17 protein-coding genes and 1 pseudogene are annotated in these 20,633 nt (G+C 67.0%); 8 read left to right on the plus strand and 10 right to left on the minus strand.

Annotated features, from left to right (window positions below):
• Positions 1 to 7: 7 nt before the first annotated feature.
• Both tcuB and tcuA read right to left on the minus strand, forming a co-directional pair.
• Positions 8 to 1,219: a tricarballylate utilization 4Fe-4S protein TcuB gene (gene tcuB, locus ABNX08_RS28910; RefSeq protein ID WP_022539144.1), complete on the minus strand. Its 1,212-nt coding sequence runs from the start codon at positions 1,217 to 1,219 to the stop codon at positions 8 to 10.
• Positions 1,206 to 2,618 (minus strand): FAD-dependent tricarballylate dehydrogenase TcuA, encoded by a 1,413-nt coding sequence (gene tcuA / locus ABNX08_RS28915; RefSeq protein WP_022539145.1) that lies wholly within the window; start codon positions 2,616 to 2,618, stop codon positions 1,206 to 1,208. Before tcuA ends, tcuB begins: the two co-directional genes overlap by 14 nt.
• A gap of 280 nt (positions 2,619 to 2,898) precedes the next feature.
• Between tcuA and ABNX08_RS28920 the strand changes: the two genes are divergently transcribed.
• From ABNX08_RS28920 to ABNX08_RS28940, 5 genes are all read left to right on the plus strand, one after another.
• Positions 2,899 to 3,228 (plus strand): DUF2188 domain-containing protein, encoded by a 330-nt coding sequence (locus ABNX08_RS28920; protein ID WP_349607840.1) that lies wholly within the window; start codon positions 2,899 to 2,901, stop codon positions 3,226 to 3,228.
• 162 nt (positions 3,229 to 3,390) lie between these two features.
• Entirely contained in the window at positions 3,391 to 3,525 is a 135-nt protein-coding gene (locus ABNX08_RS28925) for a hypothetical protein (RefSeq protein ID WP_022539146.1), read from the plus strand.
• 131 nt (positions 3,526 to 3,656) lie between these two features.
• Entirely contained in the window at positions 3,657 to 4,085 is a 429-nt protein-coding gene (locus tag ABNX08_RS28930; protein ID WP_041682170.1) for a MarR family transcriptional regulator, read from the plus strand.
• Between the two features lie 91 nt (positions 4,086 to 4,176).
• Positions 4,177 to 5,169: a nitrilase-related carbon-nitrogen hydrolase gene (locus tag ABNX08_RS28935; RefSeq protein WP_022539148.1), complete on the plus strand. Its 993-nt coding sequence runs from the start codon at positions 4,177 to 4,179 to the stop codon at positions 5,167 to 5,169.
• 50 nt (positions 5,170 to 5,219) lie between these two features.
• The gene (locus ABNX08_RS28940) at positions 5,220 to 6,134 is read left to right on the plus strand and encodes an NAD(P)H-binding protein (RefSeq protein WP_022539149.1); all 915 of its coding nucleotides are present in this window, start codon (positions 5,220 to 5,222) and stop codon (positions 6,132 to 6,134) included.
• Positions 6,135 to 6,197: 63 nt separating this feature from the next.
• On the opposite strand, the gene ABNX08_RS28945 is transcribed toward ABNX08_RS28940, so the two are convergent.
• Positions 6,198 to 7,340, minus strand: coding sequence for a DSD1 family PLP-dependent enzyme (locus ABNX08_RS28945; RefSeq protein WP_022539150.1), 1,143 nt, complete (start codon positions 7,338 to 7,340; stop codon positions 6,198 to 6,200).
• Positions 7,333 to 7,686 (minus strand): annotated as a pseudogene (locus ABNX08_RS28950) (hypothetical protein); the annotation flags it as partial. The pseudogene ABNX08_RS28950 and the gene ABNX08_RS28945, both read right to left, overlap by 8 nt.
• Positions 7,687 to 8,006: 320 nt before the next feature.
• On the opposite strand from ABNX08_RS28950, the gene ABNX08_RS28955 reads away from it, so the two are divergent.
• Positions 8,007 to 8,735, plus strand: a complete 729-nt coding sequence (locus ABNX08_RS28955) for a GntR family transcriptional regulator (RefSeq protein WP_349607836.1) — start codon at positions 8,007 to 8,009, stop codon at positions 8,733 to 8,735.
• 51 nt (positions 8,736 to 8,786) lie between these two features.
• Here the strand turns inward: ABNX08_RS28955 and ABNX08_RS28960 are convergent, their stop codons facing one another.
• Together ABNX08_RS28960 and ABNX08_RS28965 are read right to left on the minus strand one after the other, a co-directional pair.
• Positions 8,787 to 9,503, minus strand: a complete 717-nt coding sequence (locus ABNX08_RS28960) for a BON domain-containing protein (RefSeq protein WP_022539153.1) — start codon at positions 9,501 to 9,503, stop codon at positions 8,787 to 8,789.
• Between the two features lie 150 nt (positions 9,504 to 9,653).
• Positions 9,654 to 10,319 carry an alpha/beta hydrolase gene (locus ABNX08_RS28965; protein ID WP_022539154.1) on the minus strand — a complete coding sequence of 222 codons (666 nt, stop codon included), beginning with the start codon at positions 10,317 to 10,319 and terminating at the stop codon, positions 9,654 to 9,656.
• A 483-nt stretch (positions 10,320 to 10,802) separates the two neighbouring features.
• On the opposite strand from ABNX08_RS28965, the gene ABNX08_RS28970 reads away from it, so the two are divergent.
• Both ABNX08_RS28970 and ABNX08_RS28975 read left to right on the plus strand, forming a co-directional pair.
• Positions 10,803 to 13,274 carry a DUF3772 domain-containing protein gene (locus tag ABNX08_RS28970; protein ID WP_022539155.1) on the plus strand — a complete coding sequence of 824 codons (2,472 nt, stop codon included), beginning with the start codon at positions 10,803 to 10,805 and terminating at the stop codon, positions 13,272 to 13,274.
• 398 nt (positions 13,275 to 13,672) lie between these two features.
• Positions 13,673 to 14,029 carry a hypothetical protein gene (locus tag ABNX08_RS28975; RefSeq protein WP_022539157.1) on the plus strand — a complete coding sequence of 119 codons (357 nt, stop codon included), beginning with the start codon at positions 13,673 to 13,675 and terminating at the stop codon, positions 14,027 to 14,029.
• Positions 14,030 to 14,201: 172 nt separating this feature from the next.
• On the opposite strand, the gene ABNX08_RS28980 is transcribed toward ABNX08_RS28975, so the two are convergent.
• From ABNX08_RS28980 to ABNX08_RS28995, 4 genes are all read right to left on the minus strand, one after another.
• Entirely contained in the window at positions 14,202 to 17,318 is a 3,117-nt protein-coding gene (locus ABNX08_RS28980) for an efflux RND transporter permease subunit (RefSeq protein WP_022539158.1), read from the minus strand.
• Between the two features lie 6 nt (positions 17,319 to 17,324).
• The gene (locus tag ABNX08_RS28985) at positions 17,325 to 18,485 is read right to left on the minus strand and encodes an efflux RND transporter periplasmic adaptor subunit (protein WP_022539159.1); all 1,161 of its coding nucleotides are present in this window, start codon (positions 18,483 to 18,485) and stop codon (positions 17,325 to 17,327) included.
• Positions 18,486 to 18,487: 2 nt separating this feature from the next.
• Complete coding sequence (locus ABNX08_RS28990; RefSeq protein ID WP_022539160.1) at positions 18,488 to 19,939, minus strand: TolC family protein; 1,452 nt, start codon at positions 19,937 to 19,939, stop codon at positions 18,488 to 18,490.
• A gap of 219 nt (positions 19,940 to 20,158) precedes the next feature.
• Positions 20,159 to 20,563 (minus strand): hypothetical protein, encoded by a 405-nt coding sequence (locus ABNX08_RS28995; RefSeq protein ID WP_041681825.1) that lies wholly within the window; start codon positions 20,561 to 20,563, stop codon positions 20,159 to 20,161.
• Positions 20,564 to 20,633: the final 70 nt, after the last annotated feature.

Below are 20,633 nucleotides of genomic sequence, written 5' to 3' on the forward strand. Positions count from 1 at the left end.
GGACTTTTCAGTCCGAGCCGAGGGTCAGTCCGCTCGGCTTGCGTTTTTCGATATTGAATTTGAGCAACGCCGCGCTGCGATAGATGCCGTGCGCGAACTTGCCATAGGGCAGCGTCGCGAACAGCGCCATCACCACACCGAGGTGGATGGCAAGCAGCGTCGCCATGGCCGCCGTCTCGCGCCACGCCAGCAAGGCCAGGCCGGTCGCACTGGTCAGCAGCAGCAGCGCGATGAAACCGCGGTCCATCGGACGCTGCTTCGTGTCGCCCTGCATCGGATGCCGCCGCAGGTTCAGCCACAACAAGCCCGCGGGACCAATCAGCAGGCCCACGCCCCCGGCAATGCCGAGCAGCACCGGCAGGCTGAGCACCGGATACGGCGCATGCCAGCCCAGCAGATAGTGATAAGCCGTCGCCACGGTCGTGGACGCAAAGCACAGCATGAAGCCGTAGAACGTGAAATGGTGGAAACGCCGCCGCGCCAGCGTGAAGCGGTCGTCCGCTTCATTGCAGCCTTCGCCGTGGCCGCCATCCAGGTACGAGAGCGTCAGCACGTTCTTCGTGGCTTCGGCAACGGCCGATGTCGACGCGGTACCCGCCGACACATCGCGCCAGAACCCACGTACCCCGATGCCGAGCGCAAGCACGGCAAAGCCGAACACCGCGCCGAACAGGCTCGCCAGCGTGTTGTGCGGGAACACCGCGTAGAAATTGCCGCCGGCATACTCGCGCCACAGCGGACCGCCCAGCACCACGGCCAGCACCAGGAACAGCGCCAGGCCAACCGCAAGCGCCACCGATACCGTCAGGCCGTTGCGCTGGTACAGCTTGCCCAGCGGGGCCGGCCAGGCATACTCGGTGTAGGTCTCCAGCCGCACCTTCGCCATGGCCTGCGGCACGTTGACGCCGAACTCGTGCGGCGGCGCGTACTGGCAGGCGTGATAGCAAGCGCCGCAGTTATGGCAGAGATTGGCCAGGTAGTTGACGTCAGCCTTGCCGAACTCCAGTCGCCGGGTCATGGCCGGGAACACGGCGCAGAATCCTTCGCAATAGCGGCACGCATTGCAGATCTGCATCTGGCGCGCCACTTCGGCCTCGTTGTCGGTCAGCGGCAGCACCCGGATCGGGATCGCCTTGCGTCCGCCCGCTTCACCAGACGCACCACCGGACTCGGCGGCGAGATCGCGGGCTTCGCGCGCCAGGGCCTCAAGCTGCTTCACGTTGTACTCCTTGCTTCTGTTGCGCGGCGGCCTTTGCCGCTTCCGTGCCCGCAATGCGCCCGAACGCCGTGCCGATGGACATGCCCACGCCGGCCGTATAGCCCTTGCCGAGCACATTGCCCGCCATCATTTCGCCGGCGACGAAGAGGTTGTCGCTGGGCTGGCCGTTAAAATGCACGGCGGCATGCTCATTCACCTTCAGGCCGAGGTAGGTAAACGTGATCCCCGGCCGCAGCGCGTAGCCGTAGAACGGTGCGGTGTCGAGCGGCCGGGCCCAGTGAGTCTTGGCCGGCGACAAGCCCTCGGTGTGGCAGTCGTCGAGCGCCGTGTGGTCGAAGGTACCGGTGCGGCACGCTGCGTTATATTCGGCAATACTGTCCACGAACGCCTGCTCCGGCAGGCCGAGCTTGCGGGCCAGCTCAGGCAGCGTCTGGGCCGTCGTGCCCGGAAAGACGGGCGGCATGAAGCGGCCTACTGCCTTGGCGTCAATGATCGAGTAAGCGATCTGCTCCGGTTGCTGGGCGACGAGGCGGCCCCAGATGGCATACCGTTTCGGCCAGAAGTCCTCGCCTTCGTCATAGAAGCGTTGTGCGTCGCGGTTGACCACCACGCCCAGCGATACGCAGTCGATGCGCGTGCAGATGCCGCCGTCGTACAGCGGCGCGCGGGCGTCGATGGCCACGCAGTGCGACTGCGACGGATCGCCGATGGCGTCGGCGCCCGCGTCGATCATGTACTTCAGCAACACGCCCATATTGAAGCGCGTGCCTCGGATCAGGAAGTTGTCGGCCGGCCATTCGCCGCGCTCGTTCTGGCCCCAGGCGTTGCGCAGCCATTCGCGGTTGGACTCGAAGCCGCCGGCCGCCAGCACGCAGGCCCGCGCGGTGAAGCGCTGGTCGCCGCAGCGCGCGGCCGCGAAGCGCCCGTCCTTCAGTTCGATGGCATCCACCGGCGTTTCGTAGCGGATCTCCACGCCGAGCGCCTCGGCGCTGCGGTAGTAGGCATTGACCAGCGCCTTGCCCCCGCCCATGAAGAAGGCGTTGGTGCGCGCCACGTGCAGCGCGCCGGACAGCGGCGGCTGGAAGCGCACGCCATGCCGGCGCATCCACGGCCGGCACGTCGACGAGGCCCGGATCACCAGGCGCGCGAGCTTCTCGTTGGTAATGCCGCCCGTGACCTTGAGCAGGTCCTGCCAGTATTCCTCTTCCGGATAGCTGTCGACCAGTACGTCCTGTGGTGCATCGTGCATGCAGCGCAGGTTCCGGGTGTGCTGCGAATTGCCGCCGCGCCAGGCGCGCGGCGCGGCCTCCAGCAGCAATACGCTAGCCCCGGCCTCCCGCGCCATCAGCGCTGCGCATAACGCCGCGTTGCCGCCGCCCACTACAAGTACGTCCCACATCTGCACAGTCTCCGTTGTTGAGCGAGACTGTACGGGCGCCGCCTGCCCGCCGCCAGACGCTACCCATCAAGGGGTATTCACGCTTTGTGAAGGGTCGTAGCGAAACGTGGCAGCGACCGGCCCGAGGGTTTATGCTGATGTCCGAAAGCCGTGCAGAATCGACCGCACACAACGCTCGGACCATTCCGCCTCGATCCACGCTATCCCCCCGCCCTTTGGGCCGCTTAGAATTACCTGAAGAGCCACTGACAGATTTCCACAAGTTCTCCAGGGACCATTTATGGAAGCTCAGAACAGCAATCTTCATGTTGTTTACGACGGAAAGCGGTGGGCAGTAGCTGCCGAAGGCGAAGGCCGCCTGGAAGTCGATCTGGAATTGACCCAGGCGATAGCGGTTGCAACCGCGCTCGCCGTGGAAAGGCGTGTGCTTCTTTATATACACGACAAGCAAGGCGCAATTACCGAGCGGGTTGATTTCAGTGACCCGGCCATTGCTGCCGAAAACGGAAAGCTTGCAGACCGCGCCGACCAAGGCGTGGCTGATGAAAAAGAAAAAGCAAGCCTCCCCAATACACAATTGGAAAAGAGCGGGCACCCTGGCGGAGGGTAGCCGTCCCGCTCGCAAGGAATAAGGCGCCGGCCAGGGTGCGGATCATCGACATATCGATATCCGCAAACCTTCGTTGGTCGCGGCGCCTCCCGGCGATAGCATCCCTCCGCCAAGGCTATGGTGCAAAGCAAGCCATGCCTGATATCGCGCGCAAGGAGGGTTATGGACCTTCTCGACTGGATCACTGCAATTGGCGCCGTCGTGCTCGTGTTCGCGGCGCTGCGTTATCCCATCTACCCGCCAGGCATGTACGGGAAGCAAGGCGAGCGCACGTCGCGCAACGGACCACGTGAATAGCCAGCCACCTGGGGCTTTGAACACGACCAGGTGGCGGATACGACGTGGATAGATTTTCCTTGCATACTCGTTGCATATGCAACATACTCTCCTGCATGACTTCAGACGTTCAACACAAAGCGGCTCGCGATGTGACCGGCGAGATCACGCGGAACTGCCTGCTTACGCGCACACGGCAGATTTCCAGGGTCCTGACCGCGATCTATGACCAGGAGCTGCGGCCGTTCGGCATTAACGCTCCCCAGTTCACGTTGCTCGTGCTCGTCATGGAGCTTGGTCCGATCAGCCGGGCAGACCTCGGGCGCAGGAACCATCACGAGCGTTCGACGCTGACCAGGAATTTGCAGCCGCTGATCGCGCAAGGGTGGCTTGCCGAAGAATCCCCCGCCGAGGATGGTCGCATTCGCCCGCTTTCGGTGACGGCGGAAGGCAAAGCATTGCTGCGCAGCGCTGCATCCGCATGGTCGGCCGCGCAAGCGAAAGCCAGGAAGGTTTTGGGCGAGGACGGCGCCAGCGCGATCATGGGGATCGCGAAAGAGCTGCCGCGCCGGATGAATTGAATTTTTTTGCCGATGATGTTGCATATGCAACATCATCGGCGTGTGAATGCCGGGACTTCAAGTCCCCTCCCCCGCAGAAACGGAGATCGCAATGAAAGTCGTCAAAGCCGCAGCAGTGCAAATGAGCCCCGTCCTCTACAGCCGGGAAGCAACCGTCGACAAGGTCGTGCGCAAGATCCACGAGCTTGGCCGGCAGGGCGTGCAGTTCGCCACCTTCCCCGAGACCGTGGTGCCCTACTACCCGTACTTTTCCTTCGTGCAAAGTCCCCTGCAGAACATCGCGGGGCCCGAGCAGCGCAAGCTCATGGACCAGGCCGTGACGGTGCCGTCGCCCGCCACCGATGCGATCGGCGAAGCCGCCCGGCAGGCGGGCGTGGTGGTGTCCATCGGCGTCAACGAGCGTGACGGCGGCACCCTGTACAACACGCAACTGCTCTTCGATGCCGATGGCACGCTGATCCAGCGGCGCCGCAAGATCTCTCCCACCTATCACGAGCGCATGATCTGGGGCCAGGGCGACGGCTCGGGCCTGCGCGCCGTCGACAGCAAGGTCGGCCGCATTGGCCAGCTGGCATGCTGGGAGCACTACAACCCGCTGGCGCGCTACGCGATGATGGCCGACGGCGAACAGATCCATTCGGCCATGTATCCGGGCTCGATCTTCGGCGACCTGTTCGCCCAACAGACGGAAATCAACATCCGGCAGCATGCGCTGGAGTCGGCGTGCTTCGTCGTCAATGCCACGGCCTGGCTGGACGCCGACCAGCAGGCGCAGATCATGAAGGACACCGGCTGCGCCATCGGTCCGATCTCCGGCGGATGCTTCACCGCGATCGTGGCACCCGATGGCACCTTGCTGGGCGAACCGCTGCGCGCTGGTGAAGGCGAGGTCATCGCCGACCTCGACTTCACGCTAATCGACAGGCGCAAGCAGATGATGGACTCGCGCGGCCACTACAGCCGGCCGGAATTGCTGAGCCTGTTGATCGATCGCACGCCCACCGCGCACGTTCACGAACGCGCAGCGCATCCCAAGTCAAGCGCGGAACCAGGCCCGGACGATCTGCGCACCACCGTTGCCTGAGCATCGGTGCCGCCCGACATTTCCTTATCTGAATACCCGAGACGAAGACAATGACCTCCACACATGACCGCCCTATCCTCGTAACCGGAGCCGCCGGCGCGATCGGCGCCATCGGCCGCAACGTCACCGCCATGCTGCTCGACAAGGGGCACAAGGTACGCGCCCTGGTGCGCCAGGAAGATGAACGCGCTGAAGATCTGCGTCGCATCGGCGCCGAGGTCGTGCAGGGCGACCTGACCGACCTCGACTCGATGCATCGCGCCATCGAAGGTGTTTCGCGCATCTACTTTGGCATGTCGGTGTCGGCGGCTTATCTGGAAGCCACGATCAACACCGCCGCGGTTGCGCGCCACCACGGCGTTGAAGCCTTCGTGAATATGTCGCAGATGACGGTCACGCAGATGAGCATCACGCAAACCACCGACAGCCCGCAACACAAGCTGCACTGGCTTGCCGAGCAGGCCCTGGCATGGTCCGGGCTGCCGGTCGTCACGGTGCGGCCTACGGTCTTCCTTGAAGGCTTCTTCCTGCGTCTCGCCGCCGCCGGCGTACGGGAACGCGACGAACTGGCGTTGCCGCTGAGCAGCAGCAGGACTTCACCGGTCTCGGCTGTCGATGTGGCGCACGCCGTTGCCGGGATCCTCGACAACCCGGCGCCACACATCGGCAATATCTATAACCTGACCGGACCTGAGTCGGCCGACCTGGAGCATTACGCGCGCGTCTTTTCCGAGGCGCTCGGCAGGACGATCCACTATCGCGATGTACCGGTCGCGGCGTGGGCTGACAAGCTGCGGGAGGCGGGCGTGCCGGTACACCTGGTCAATCACCTTGCCGTGATGGCGGAGCTTCATGCGCAGGGGCGGTACGACCGTATGACTGACGACCTCATCAAGCTCACCGGCAAGACGCCGACGAGCATGCATGAGTTCGTGAAGCGCCATGCCGCTGAATTCACTGCTTGATGGCAGCGATGCCCGGTAACGGCGTGGTGAAGGCGGCCGCATTGCGGCCCGGGCCGCGGCGCGTCAGCGGCTCAGCCCGCGCGCCTCGATCGCCCACACGGCCTCGATGCGCTCGCCGCGCACGCAGACATAGGCGTCGTGTAGGTTGACGGTCGGGTCGCAATGGCCCGGCACCAGCCACAGCTTCTCGCCGAGCAGGGTCTTGCTTTCGATCTCGCTGATTTGCAGCACCCCGTGCTCGTCGTTGGCCGCGGCATAGGTGAGGGCCCCGTCGGCGTCGCGCGGCCACACGTGCGGCAGGCCGGAATCGACCGCCACCGACTTGAGCCCGACATCGCAGACCGCCACGCCCGGTCGCGCGGCACTCATCACCGTCGCGGCGACGAACAGCGAATGGAGCGGCTGCAGCGCGCCGTGCCATTCGATGGCGCCGTAGTGGCCGTCGAGAAACAGGTATGAACCCGGCTGGATCTCCGTATAAACGCCGCTGGCCAGGTCGAACTCCGCGGTACCGGTGCCGCCGCCGGTTACCACCGGGCAGCGCAGGCCGCGCGTCTCGAGCTCGCGCACATAGGCCGCGGTGGCCTGCGCCGCGCGCTGCGCCGCCTCGCCCCGCTGGCCCCACGCTTCGATATGCTGCACACCGCCGTGATAACCCTGCAGGCCGCCGAAGCGCAACGACTTCTGGGCGTCGATGGCCTCCACCAGCGCCAGCAGTTCGTCGGTGCTGGCAACACCGCAGCGGCCCTGCCCCACATCGACTTCCGGCAATACGTCGATGCGCACCCCGGCGCGCGCCGCGGCGGCGCCGATCTCGCGCACCTGCCGCACATCGTCGACGCAGACCGACAGCCGCGTATGCGCGGCCAGCTCGGCCGCCATCGCGGCCTTGTCGGGGCCGATAAACTCGTTGCTCAGGTGGATGCTGCCAATGCCGGCGGCGGCAAACGGGTAAGCCTCGGACAGCTTCTGGCAGCAGATGCCCACCGCGCCCGCAGCCACCTGCCGCTCGGCGATGGCCACCGATTTGTGCGCCTTCGCATGCGGGCGCAGCGCCACGCTTGCGTTTGCCGCCAGTTCCGACATGCGCGCCAGGTTGGCCTCGAACGCATCGAGATCGATCAGCAGCGCGGGCGTGGCGAGCGCCGACAAGGCATGGCCCACAACCGCCGCCGGCGGCGGTTTCAAACCCCTGGTTTCATGCATATTCACTCCTGGCCCGGCCGGCCCGCTTATGCAAGGCCGCGGCGAGCACGCGTGCGACGTGGACCGCTTCGGTGTCCGCGCCATCGTGGATCTGGTGGCGGCAACTGGTGTCGTCGGCCACCACGATAGCACCGGGCGCACGCTTGCGCACTGCCGGCAGCAGGGACAGCTCGGCCATGGCCTGGGACGCGGCGCAATGCTCGGCCTCGCAGCCGAAGCTGCCGGCCATGCCGCAGCATGACGACTTCACCGTCGATACCTTGAGCCCGGGGATCCAGCCGAGCACGGTCTGCACCGGTGTGAAGGCGTCGAAGGACTTCTGATGGCAGTGGCCGTGGACCAGCACTTCGGCGCCCCCCTCCGCTGCGAGATCGATGTCGAGCGCCTCGGACAGGCCGTACAGCAGGTTGGTATTGGGCGTTTAGGGCCAGTAGCCGTTCTGGTTGGCCTCGATGGAAATCGAGCTGGATAGTGGGTGCGCTGCCTCCCTATTTGAATTTGAATTTTGCATTCAAAATACTTTAACAGAGCAAACCGGAACAGCAGGTGGAATCTGGCGGGCGCAGCCTTGGCGTTTACCCGCGTATTCACACGGGATTCGCAACGCCGGCTGCACTCTCACGGCAATGCATTAGAATGCGATGGACGCCAATAAAAGGACATTGCATGCAAAATTCCGACAGCGAGGATGCCGCGGCCGGTGCCCTGGTCCTGCCCAAAGTCATGCGCCAGCGGCTGCACGACACCGTGGTCGACCATCTGCGCAACTTCATCGTCGAGGGCGTATTGGCGCCGGGCATGAAGCTCAACGAGCGCGAGCTGTGCGAGACGCTGGGCATCTCGCGCACGCCGCTGCGCGAGGCGCTGAAGGTGCTGGCCGCCGAAGGGCTGATCGAGATCTCGCCCAACCGCGGCGCGAGCGTGTCACGGATGAGCGAGGCCGAGGCGTGGGAAACCTTCGAACTGATGAGCGGCCTCGAGGCCTTCGCCGGCGAACTGGCGTGCGAGCGCATCACGCCGCAGGAGCTGGCCGAGATCAAGGCGCTGCACTATGCGATGCTGGCCTGCCGCGCGCAGAACGACCTGCCCGGCTACTACAGCCGCAACCAGGAAATCCACGACCGCATCAATGAAGCCGCGCGCAACCAGATGCTGCGGCAGACTTACCTGAGCCTGAACCGGCGGCTCAAGGCGATGCGCTTCCGCTCCAACCACCAGACCGACAAGTGGGACCGCGCCGTGCACGACCATGAGGAAATGATCCGCGCCCTGGAAGCGCGCGACGGCAAGCGGCTGGCGGCCATCCTGCGCCAGCACCTGCTGGACAAGCGCGCCGCCGTGATGCAGATCCATCCCGATCCGATCGGCGGCGCGCCGGCCGTGCCGAACGCCTGAAGTCCGGCGCCCAGCACGCTGGATGCCTTGGCCTTGCCTCCTGGCCTTGCCTTAGCGGCGCGTGGCCAGCAGCCGGTAGCCGCGGGCGCAATGCTCGGCAGCCGCCGCGCGGGCTTCGTCGGGATCGTCGAAGAGCCCGGCCTGGGCGATCAACGGCACCAGCACGGCCTCGCCCGATTCAGAACCGAGGAAGCGCCCGTCGCGGGCCTGGACGATATACAGCACATTGCCCGCGAGCTCGCCGACCTCCTGCCATTGGCCGGCCGGCTGGCCAACGGACCGCTCGCGGCCCTGCCGGTCCTGGCTGGCGCCTTGTTCGCGGCCAGTTCCGTCGTCCTTGCCCCGTGCCACCTGGATATTGTTGTGGACCCCGGTGACGCCGAGCACAGCCTCGGCCATTTCCTCGATCCTGAACTTGACGTTGCGGTCGGCCACGGTGCCGGCCAGCGTGACGACGCCCGAGCCCACCTCGACGGTCACGTCCGAGACATTGTCGTCGGCGTGTGCCAGGCGCTCGCAGAGGTCGTCGCGGATGCTGGCGTCGGAGCGCTGGTAGTTCTTGGGCAAGCGGCGCGATGCCCACGGCGCGGCCCGCTCGGGCCGGTAGCTGTCATCCGGGCCTTCGCTGCCCTCCGCGCCATAGCGCGCCTGCCCGTAACCGAACGGCGAGCCGCCCGGGTTGCCGCCGCGCCGGCGGGTGTCGCCAGGTTCACCGTAGCCCCGGTGTCGCCACGTTTCCGTGATTTCGGACGGTGGATAGTCTTTCATGGATCGCCTCCGATCTGACGTCATTGCCTAGTATCGGTAGCATCAACCATGCCGTGCCTGGGGCCCGCTGCCGGGGTCGAGGACGCGTCGCGAATCGAAATTTTTACACAGCAGCGGCGACGCGCGCGCAACAACGCGCAGGCCTGCGCGCTACGCCGTGGCGCCTTCGGGGCGGTCCAGGTACTGCCCGACGATGCGGACCAGCAGCGACAACTTGCCGGTAAAGAAGTGATCCGCGCCTGGGACCACCACCACCGGCAGGTCCTGCGGCCGGGCCCAATCGAACAGCGCGCCGAGTCCCGCGCGCTCGTCCTGCTCGCCATGCACGAGCAGGCAGTCGGCAGGTACGGCTGGCGTGTCATAGCTGCGATGGCCCTTGACCGTGCCATACGGCGTACCGGCCAGCACCAGGTGCCGGATCGGCACACCCTGCGCCGCCAGCGTGGCGGCCACGTGCGCGATCACAAAGGCCCCGAAGGAGAAGCCTGCCAGCGCCAGCGGCAGGCCCGGATGGGTTTCGCGCAGGTGGGCGACGACGGCAAGCATGTCCTGCGCCTCGCCGCGGCCCTGGTCATGCTCGCCCGCCGAGCCTTCGACGCCCCGGAAATTCGGCCGCACGGTGAGGAAGCCGCGCGCGACCAGCGTCTTGGCCAGCTGGTGCGGCACCTTGTGCGTGGCCGACCCGCCCAGCAGCGGATGTGGATGCCCCACCACCGCAATGCCGCGCGGCGCGCCCCCGGGACGGTCGACCAGCATTTCGATCTGCCCGGCCTCGCCGCCGAGCTGTGCCTTTTCCGTGCGCGACGGAACTGCCATGCCGTCTCCTTGTGATAACGATGGGCCGCCTGTGGCCCGCAAAGCGAGATGGTAATGCGATCGCGGCAATGGTGCCGGCCGGCTGCCCCGGGCTGTCCCCAACTCGCACGATCCCGCTAAAATTTTCGCGCGCGGTGCACCATGCGCCGCACCACAAGGCCGTGTGATCTGAACGCTTTCGTATAATTCCCGGGCTGCGGCGAGCCTGGATCCACCGGCCCTGCCGCCCTCGGTCAGCACACCTCGTGCCACGCATCCCGGCCTGCGGCGCAGCCCGCCGCGCTTCGTGCCCTGACCAGATTTCGCCGAAGCGGCGAGCCAGCGAGTGGCCCGCCCTTCCCGTGTTCATCGCCGGTGTCCCGGCAGTACCCGCATCCCGATCGCCGCTGCGCTGCGCAGCCCCCGCACACACCGCCTTGCCAGCGCGATCCCTTGCCGATGCCGGACCAGCCGGAAGCCGTCACCATCCGACGAGATTCCGCCATGAGCAAAGCTTCACGGCTCGCACTGGGCCTTGCGCTCGCTGCGCTATGCCACCTGATGCCGGCCACGCTGCCGGCCGCCGCTGCTGCACCTCTCGCAGACAAGACCGCCTCCGAGGCCGAGGCGCAGCAGCCGCCCGCGATCACGCACGGCGAAGCCGCCGCCGACCTCAAGCGCCTGCAGACCGAACAGGACCGCATCAAGCAAGAGGCCTCCGATCCGGACGGCAACACCAAGCTGGACGACCTCGACAATGCGCTGCACAAGCTCGACGCCGACATCGACAAGCTGACCGCGGCGCTGACGCCCCAGCGTGCGCAGCTGCAGGCACAGCTCGATGTGCTCGGTCCGCCGCCTGCGGACGGCACCACCAAGGAAGCGCCCGCCGTGGTCCGCCAGCGCGCCGAGCTGAATGCGCGCCGGATGCAGCTGGACGCGCAGCTCAAGCAGGCCGCGGAAAGTAAGGAGAACATTGCCAACCTGAGCGAGCAGTTCGGGCGGCTGCAGCGCAGCCACCTGAAAGACCAGCTCGCGCTGCGCTCGGAGAGCATCCTCAACCCGCAGTTCTGGCAGCCGCTGTTCAGCCGGTCGCCGGAAGACCGCGCGCGCATGGACACCTTCCACGACCAGGTGGTGCCGATGGTGCAACTGGCCTGGCAGCCATCGCAGCGCGCGGCCACCATCGCCTTGCTGCTGTTGGCGCTCGCGGTCTGGACGCTCGGCCGGCGCCTGGCCGAGCGCGCGCTGGCGTGGTTCTGCCTGACCAGGCTGCCCGAGACACGCCTGCGGCGCAGCGCGCTGGCACTGGCAACCACGCTGGCGACCGTTGCCACCACCGGGCTGGCGGTGCAGCTGGTCTACAACGCCTTCACGCGCCAGTATGAACTGCCGCCGGACCTGATGGCGCTGTACGCCCAGCTGGTCAAGCTGACGCTGACCAGCGCGCTGATCGCGGGCCTGGGCCGCGCGCTGCTGTGCACGCGCCATCCGTCGTGGCGGCTGCCGGCGATGGCCGATCCGGTCGCGCTCGCGATGAAGCCCTTCCCCGCCGTGCTGGCGGGGCTGTTGCTGCTGGCCGGCACGCTCGAACAGCTCAACCGGATCGCCGACACCAGCGTGCAGGTCACGCTGCTGGGGCGTGGACTGGTGTCGCTGGTGGTGGTGCTGACCATCGGCGCGGCGCTGCTGCGCGCCAACCGCGTGCGCAACGTGCTGGCCGCCGCGGGCGAGCGGCCCGAGGCACGCGCCACGCTGGCGGGCATGATCCACGCCGGCGTGTCGGTCATCGTGCTGGTGTCGATGGTGGCGCTGCTGGCCGGCTATATCAGCTTTGCCCGCTTCATGACCTACGAGCTGGTCTGGTTCGACATCGTGCTGTGCAGCCTGTACCTGCTGACGCAGGTCACGCGCGACGTCTGCGAAAGCCTGCTCTCCACCAACTACGCCACGGGCCGCGTCATCAAGCAACTGTTCGGCGTCGACGATGCGCACCTGGAGCAGGCCTCGACCATCCTCTCGGGCATCGGCGCCAGCGTGTTGCTGCTGGTGGCGGTGCTGGCGCTGCTGACCGGCGGCTTCGGCACCACGCCGGCGGACCTGCTCAACAGCCTGGTGATGGTGCTGGGCGGCGAGAAGCTGCGCAGCCTCAACATCATGCCCGACCGCATCCTGAACGCGCTGGTCGCGCTGGGCGTCGGCATCTGGCTGCTGCGCTCGGTGCGGCGCTGGCTCGATGGGGAACTGCTGCCCAAGGTCTGCAAGGAGCCGGGCCTGCGCGCCTCGCTGATCACGCTGTACAGCAATGTCGGCTACGTGCTGCTGGTGCTGCTGGTGCTGTCGCTGCTGGGCGTGCGCTGGGACAACCTGGCGTGGATCGTCAGCGCGCTGTCGGTGGGTATCGGCTTCGGCCTGCAGGAGATCGTCAAGAACTTCGTCTCGGGCCTGATCCTGCTGACCGAGCGCCCGGTCAAGGTCGGCGACATGGTCAGCATCGCCGGCGTCGAGGGCGATATCCGCCGCATCAACGTGCGCGCCACCGAGATCCAGCTGGGGGACCGCTCCACCGTGATCGTGCCCAACTCGCAGCTGATCTCGCAGAACCTGCGCAACGTGACCATGAGCAACAGCACGCAGGGCGTGGCGTCGCTGCAGCTGACCTTCCCGCTGAACACCGACCCCGAACACTTGCGCGACCTGCTGCTCGACGTCTTCCACAAGAACGAGACCATCCTGGACGTGCCCGCGCCTTCGGTCATGTTCAGCCAGCTTGCACCCAACGGCATCACGCTGTCGGTGACCGGCTACGTCGGCAGCCCGCGCATCGCGGCCAACACGCGCAGCGACCTGCTGTTCGAGATCCTCAAGCGGCTGCGCGCCGCAGGCATTTCGCTGTCGGTGCCGCAGTCGCTGCGGCTGGAGAACATGCCGCCGCCGTTCGGGAACGCCCCGCAGCAGTCACTGGCGGCGGGCTGATGATCCCGGGCGGTCCGCGACGCGTCATGCTTCCGTCCCGCCCGCTCCTTCCGCCAGCGCCACCAGCCAGCGGCGGATCACCTACTCCTCCTGCGCCGAAAGGCCTGCCGCAAGGCGGGCCTCATCGGCCAGCACCCGTTCCCGGCATCTGGCAAGCAAAGCCTTACCCTGCGCGGTCAGCGCGATCCGGGCATGGAACCGCATCGCCGTGGGCCTTAACTTCCCGCCGCCGGCGGCCGAATCCGCAAGGAGCGCCGCATGAGTGCGGCCCGGCCCGCGGGGTCCGGTTAAAAGCAGCCGTTACAAACCTAACAAGTCGGGCGCCGTCGCGAAACACCTTGGCTGCCGCTTTGCGTGCATCATTCATTCACACAAAGCTGCATAACAAGGAGTTCGACATGCGCCCCTCCATCCGAATCGTCTCCGCGGTTGCCCTGTGCGTAGCCATGGCGGCGGCCGGCCCCGCATCCGCACGCGGCCGCCACCACCACGGCGGCGGGTCGAATGCCGGAGCGGTGCTCGCAGTCGGCGCCCTGGTCGGGCTGGCCTTCGGCGCGGCCCTTGCCTCGGCGCCGGTGGTCGCCGCCCCTGTTGCCGTGGCGCCGCCTCCGGTCACATACGCCCCGGCACCGGTCTCGTACGCCCCGCCGGCCGCCCCTCCGGGCTACTGCTACCGCGAGTACGACCGCGCCTATGTCCCGTGCGGGCCGCAGCCTTCCGGCTATTACCAGGAAGCTCCGTACTACGGCTACTGAGGCAGCCCGCCCCGGCTCAATTCGCAGATAAAAAAACGCCCCATGCAGGACATGGGGCGTCGGTTTTCAGACTGATGGCAACCGCCACGGGCTCTGAATAGCCACTGACGTGCCCCCTCTCCCGCAAGCGTGAGAGGGGAGCAAACAAGCGGTATCTTCAAACGGGCCAGCCTTACACCGGCACATCCCTGGTCGGATCCGGCTTCCGATCATCAAACCAGCGATACAGCGTAGGCACCATCACCAGCGTCAGCAGCGTCGACGTTATCAGCCCGCCGATCACCACCACCGCCAGCGGCCGCTGCACCTCCGAGCCGGGCCCCGTCGAGAACAGGAACGGCACCAGGCCCAGCATCGCAATGGTCGCCGTCATCATCACCGGCCGGAACCGCTGCGTCGCCCCCTGCACCACCGCTTCATCGAGCGACAAACCCGAATCGCGCAGCGTGCGGATATACGACACCAGCACCACCCCGTTCAGGACCGCCATGCCCCACAGCGCGATAAAGCCCACCGAGGCCGGCACCGACAGGTACTCGCCGGTGACGAACAGCCCGATGATGCCGCCGATCGATGCAAACGGCAGCACCGTGATGATCAGCGTGGCAAAGCGCACCGAGTTGAACAGCAGGAACAGCAGGAAGAAGATCGCGGCGATGGTCACCGGCACGATGATCTTCAGGTGGCCCATGGCGCGTTCCATGTTCTGGAACTGGCCACCCCACTCGAGGTAGTAGCCCTCCGGCAGCTTGACCTTGGCACCGGCCGCCTGCTGCAGCTCAGCCACAAAGCCGCCGAGGTCGCGGTCCTTCACGTTGATCATCACCACCACGCGGCGCTTGGCCATTTCGCGGCTGATCTGCGCGGGGCCGTCATTGACCTCGATCTTTGCCACGCTCTGCAGCGGCACCTGCGTGCCGTTGGGCGTCGAGACCAGCAGCTGGCGGATCGCCTGCACGTTGCTGCGGAACTCTTCCGGCAGGCGCACGGCCGCGGCGAAGCGGCGTTCGCCCTCGAAGATATCCGTGGCACGCTTGCCGCCGATCGCGATCTCGATCACGTCATGGATGTCCGACACGTTCAGCCCATAGCGCGCAATCGCCTGGCGGTCGATCTCGATCGACAGGTACTGCTGCCCCGAGACCCGCTCGATACGGATATCCTGCGATCCCTGGATGCCGCCGGCCACGCGCGAAATCTCGCCCGCCAGCTCGCGCAGCTTGTCCAGGTCGTCGCCGAACACCTTCACCGCCACGTCCGAACGCACGCCGCTGACCATCTCGTCGACGCGGTCCGAGATCGGCTGCGCCATCACGATCTGCACGCCGGGGATGGCCTTGAGCTTCTCGCGGATGGCGTTGGCGATATCGTCCTGGGTCCAGCCGTCGGGCCACTCGTCGCGGTCCTTCAGGCTGGCGATCGGGGTCGATTCGTTCTGGCCCTGCGGGTCTGCCGGGCTTTCGCCGCGGCCCACGCCGGACACCACCGACTTCACGCCCGGCACGCCCAGCACCAGCTTGTTGGCTTCCTTCTCGAGCTTGACCGACTCTTCCAGCGAGATGTTCGGCACGCGGTCGATCGCAGGCACGATCGAGCCTTCCTTCATCTCCGGGATGAACGAGGTACCGAGCAGCGGCACGATCGCCAGCGTGGCGACGAAGGCCGCCACCGCGCCGATGATGGTCTTGCGGCTGTTGCCCAGCGCCCAGTGCAGCATGCGCAGGTAGTGGCGCTTCATGAACGCGATCACGTGCGTGTCATGCTCGGCACCGCCCTTGAGCAGGTAAGACGACAGCACCGGCGACAGCGTCAGCGACAGGAACAGCGAGATCGCCAGCGCGATCGAGATGGTGAACGCCAGCGGCGCGAACATCTTGCCTTCCATGCCCGACAGCGTCATCAGCGGCAGGAACACCAGGATGATGATGCCCACGCCCACGATCACCGGCGTGGCCACTTCCTGCACGGCCTTGACCAAGATCTCGGTCTTGGTCAGGCCCGGCTCCTTGTGTCCTAATCGCTCGAACGCGTTCTCGACCACCACCACCGAGCCATCGACCATCAGGCCGATGGCGATTGCCAACCCCCCCAGCGACATCAGGTTGGCCGACAGGCCGACCTCGTTCATCACAATGAAGGTCAGTAATGGCGTCAGCACCAGCGTGGCCAGCACGATCACCGACGAGCGCACATCGCCCAGGAACAGGAACAGCACGATCACCACCAGCACCACGCCTTCGAGCAGCACCTTGGTCACCGTCCACAGCGCGGAGTCGACCAGTTCGCTGCGGTCGTAGTACGGCACGATCTGCAGCTTGCCGGGCAGCATGCCGCGCTCGTTGATCTCGGCCACGCGTTCCTTCACGCGGCTGACCACTTCCTTGGCATTGCCGCCGCGCATCATCATGACGATGCCGCCGACCGCCTCGGTCTGGCCGTTCTTGACCAGCGCGCCCTGCCGCACCTCATGCCCGATGGTGACATTGGCCACGTCGCGCAGGTACACCGGCGTGCCGTTGACCTCCTTGAGCACGATGCTGCCGAGGTCGTCCACGCCCTTGGCCAGGCCGACGCCGCGGATCAGGTACTGCTCGGCGTAATGCGGCAGCACGCCGCCGCCGGAGTTGGCGTTGTTGCGCGCCAGCGCCTGGTAGACCTGCTGGATCGAGATCTCGTAGTGGCGCATGCGCTCCGGGTTGACCAGTGCCTGGTACTGGCGCACGTAACCGCCCTGCGAGTTGATCTCGGCCACGCCCGGGATCGAGCGCAGCAGCGGGCGCACCACCCAGTCCTGGGCGATGCGGCGCTCGGCCAGCTCTTCCTGGGTCAGCTCGCGGTCGCCGTCGTCGGCGCGGTCCAGCGTGTACTGGTAGACCTCGCCCAGGCCGGTCGAGACCGGGCCCAGCACCGGCGCCACGCCTTCCGGCATGCGTCCGCCCACTTCGATCAGGCGTTCCAGCACCAGCTGGCGTGCGAAATACACGTCAGTGGCATCGGTGAACACCAGCGTGATCAGCGACAGGCCCGCCTTGTTCAGCGAGCGCATTTCTTCCAGGCCGGGCAGGCCTGTCATCGCCATTTCCACCGGCACGGTGACAAAGCGCTCGACTTCCTCGGGCGAGCGGCCCGCGGCTTCCGTGGCAATTTGCACCTGCACGTTGGTAACGTCGGGGAAGGCGTCCACCGACAGCTTGGTGGCAGCGTTCAGGCCGAAGAAAAACAGCACCACGGCAATCACGCACACCACCAGCCGCTGCTTGATGGCGGCTTCGACTAGGGATTTCATCATGGTCGATTACCCTTGTTCGATGCGCTTGCGCTCGTTGTCCAGGTGGAAGGCGCCATCGACCACGATGCGGTCGCCGGCCTTGACGCCGTTCTGCACCACGCGCATGCCGTCGCTCTCGGCGCCCAGCTTGACCTTGGTCAGGCGGAACTTGTTGCCGGGCATCTCGACATAGACCAGCTCGTCGTTGCCATCACGCACCACCGCGGAAGCCGGGATGACCAGCTGGTCGACCGGCTTGCCGGCGATCAGCATGCTGGCCAGCATGGCGGGCTTGAGTCGCCCTTCGCGGTTCTCCAGCTCGGTGCGGACCAGCACCGTGCGCGACTGCGGATTGACCGTGCGGCCGACGTAGATCAGCTTGCCGGTGATGGTCTCGCGGCCGGCGCCGTTGCCCAGCGACGGCACCTCGATTTCGACGCTCTGCCCTTCGGCCACCTGCGCGGCCTGCTGCTCGGGCACCTCGGCCACCACCCATACGCGCGAAAGGTCGGCCACGGTGTAGAGTGCGTCGGCCGGCTGCACCACTTGCCCTTGCGCCACGTTGCGCTCGACCACGGTGCCGCTGATGCTGGAATGCACCGGCGAGTGCGAGTTGATGCTGCCGTTCTTCGCCAGCTCGGCGATGGAGGCCTGCGACATGCCCAGCACGCGCAGCTGGTCGCGGTAGGCGCGCATCTCGGCCGAGGCGATGGCGAGTTCGCTCTCGCGGCGCTGCAGTTCGCCGCGGCCGATCACGTCGGCGGCAAACAGCTGGCGCGCGCGCTCGGCGTTGCGCACCTGCAGATCGTGCTGCGCCTCGCTCTTCAGGAAGGCCATCTGGGCGGCGCCCAGCTCGCTGCTGTGCAGGCGCGCCAGCACCTGGCCAGCCTTCACTTCCTGACCCAGGGTGGCGTACAGGTCGGTCACGCGGCCCGTCACGCTGGCGCCGATGCGCGACACGCGCTGCTCGTCGAAGTCGATGCGGCCGGCCACGCGCAGCATCTCGCTGAACGGGGAGGTGTTCACCGGCGCCACCTTCAGCGACTTCTGCAGGTTGCCTTCCGGCTGGATCACGCCGGGTGGCAGCCTGGGCGCTTCGGCAACGGGTTCAGGTTTGTCGGAGCAGGCCGCCAGGCTGAACGTCAGGACGGCCGCGGCCGTCAGCGAAAGCAGGAAATTGGGACGCATGGTTATTTCTGTTCGATGGTGGAGGTCGGCTGCAGGCCCGGCGCGGCGGTGGCGCCCGGGGCGGTCGACATGAGCTTTTCGATCTGGATGGCGGCCACCTGCAGCTCGTACTGGGCGGCGATCAGCTCGTTGCGCGCGCCGCGCAGCACGCGCTGGGCATCGATGTAGTCGAGGATGCCGCGCTCGCCAAAGCGGTAGGCGGCCTCGGCCACGCCCAGCGCCGACTCGGCCTCGCGCACGATGCCCGACTCCAGCGCGGTCACCTGCGCCTGCGTGATCTCGTACTGGCGGAAGGCGGATTCCAGCTCTTGCGTGAGTTCGAACTCGCGCGCTTCCAGCGTGCTGCGCGCCTGGGTGGCCTGGGCCGTGGCCTCGCCCACCGGGCCGCTGCGGCGGTCCCACAGCGGGATCGTCATGACCAGGCCGATCTGCGAGACGTTGTTGTCAGGCTGGCGGTCGGTGCTGGCGCGCACCGCCACTTCCGGCCAGCGCAGCGAGCGCTGGTAATCGACGCCCAGGCGGGCGCGTTCCAGTTCCGTGCGGCGCTGGACCAGTTCGGCATTGCTGGCGGTCATGGTGTCGCGCAGCACCGGCAGCGGCGGCACATCGGGCGACTGGCCCAGCGTGCCGGCCAGCGAAAACTGGCCAGGCATGGCGCCGCCCACCTGCTGGCGCAGTGCGGCCTTGGCCTGGTTGACGCGCAGCTCGGCGGTCTGCTGGCTCTTCTGCGAGGTCAGTAGTTCGGTCTCGGCCTTGATCAGCTCATAGCGCGGCGCTTCGCCCACCTCCACGCGCAGGCGCGCCCGCGAGTGGATCTGGCGCATCATCGCCAGGTCTTCCTCGGCGGCGTGCAGCTCGCTCTCGCGGCGCAGCACGTTGTAGTAGGAAGTCTTGACGCGTGCAGCCAGGTCGGCACGGAAACCCTGCCGCACTGCCTGCGAGGACTCCAGGCCGCGGGTCGCCATGGCCTCGCGCAGGCTGCGCTGGTGCGGGTAGTCCAGCTTCTGCACGACGGCGTAGCTGGGGGCATTGCCGCTGGTCACACCAGGCTGTTTCCCCGACAGCCGGCCGTACATCACTTCCACCTGCGGGTTGGGATAGGCGCGCGCGCTGCTGATGGCGGCGGCGGCGGCATCGACACCCGCCTCGGCGGCCACCACGCCCTGGTTGGTGGACTGCGCCATGTCGAGCAGCTGGGGCAGCGAGTAGGCGGGGCCGGTCTGGCCGGCGGGGCGGGCCGAAGCGGCCTTGGGCACTGGCGTGGCGGCCAGAAGCTCGGCGCCCGGCGTGGGCAGGGTGGCGGGGGCAGGCCTGGAGAGGGGCGCAGTGGCTGGGGCAGCGGGTGCGGTACCCGCGGCTTTCGCGGCCGATGCGCCTTGCGCGCCGGCGTGGGCCGGGGCGGCGAGCGCGAGCAGCGAAAGCGACGCGATCAGGGTCAGCTTGATTGTTGTCATGAGTCCGGAATGCAAGCAATACGACGCCTGCGCCATGCCGCCGCGCGCCCCGGCGCGCACAAGTCACGGCAGGACGGAAAACGGCAGCGGCTTACCCGCGCGGCAAGGCAGCGGGCAGGCTGGCGATATCAGGCAAGGGGGCGCGGCCCGCGGCACGGCCACTGCGAGCGCAGCGCGTGCGTGCGGGAGCGAGCGGCAAGGCGTGCGAACGCCCGGCGCTCAGGAGAGGGAAATCGGTGGCCGGAAGAAGGCCGAAGGCGGCGGATCGGCGCGGCCGGGGGGAGATTGCGCGACGTCGCCACTGGGCAACAGCACCTTCACCGGCGGCAGGGCAAACAGGGCACCGGATTCCTCGATCTCGTCGAGCAGGTCGAGCGGATCGAGCAGGTCGGCCGACCAGATATTGCAGTACCCGGGCGGCGGGTCATCGCAGATATCGTCGTCATGCAGGCCGTCGTCGCCCGGTACGATGACCCGGCCGAGGTCGTCCACCGACTGCAGCGCCGCCATGTCCGCGAGGTCCACGCTGGCCTGCGCCTGGCGCGGCGCGCGCGCGTCCGCCACTGCTCCAGAGGAGAGCAGCGACAGGCACATGGCAGTCAGCAGCAGGAACAACAATCGCATGGTCGGGGGCGTGGCGGCAGGGGCCGGGGACGCCATTTTCTGGGCTAACCGGCCGTGCTGCGGTACAGCA

The organism is Cupriavidus sp. DF5525 (assembly GCF_040149425.2).
Taxonomy (GTDB): domain Bacteria; phylum Pseudomonadota; class Gammaproteobacteria; order Burkholderiales; family Burkholderiaceae; genus Cupriavidus; species Cupriavidus pickettii_A.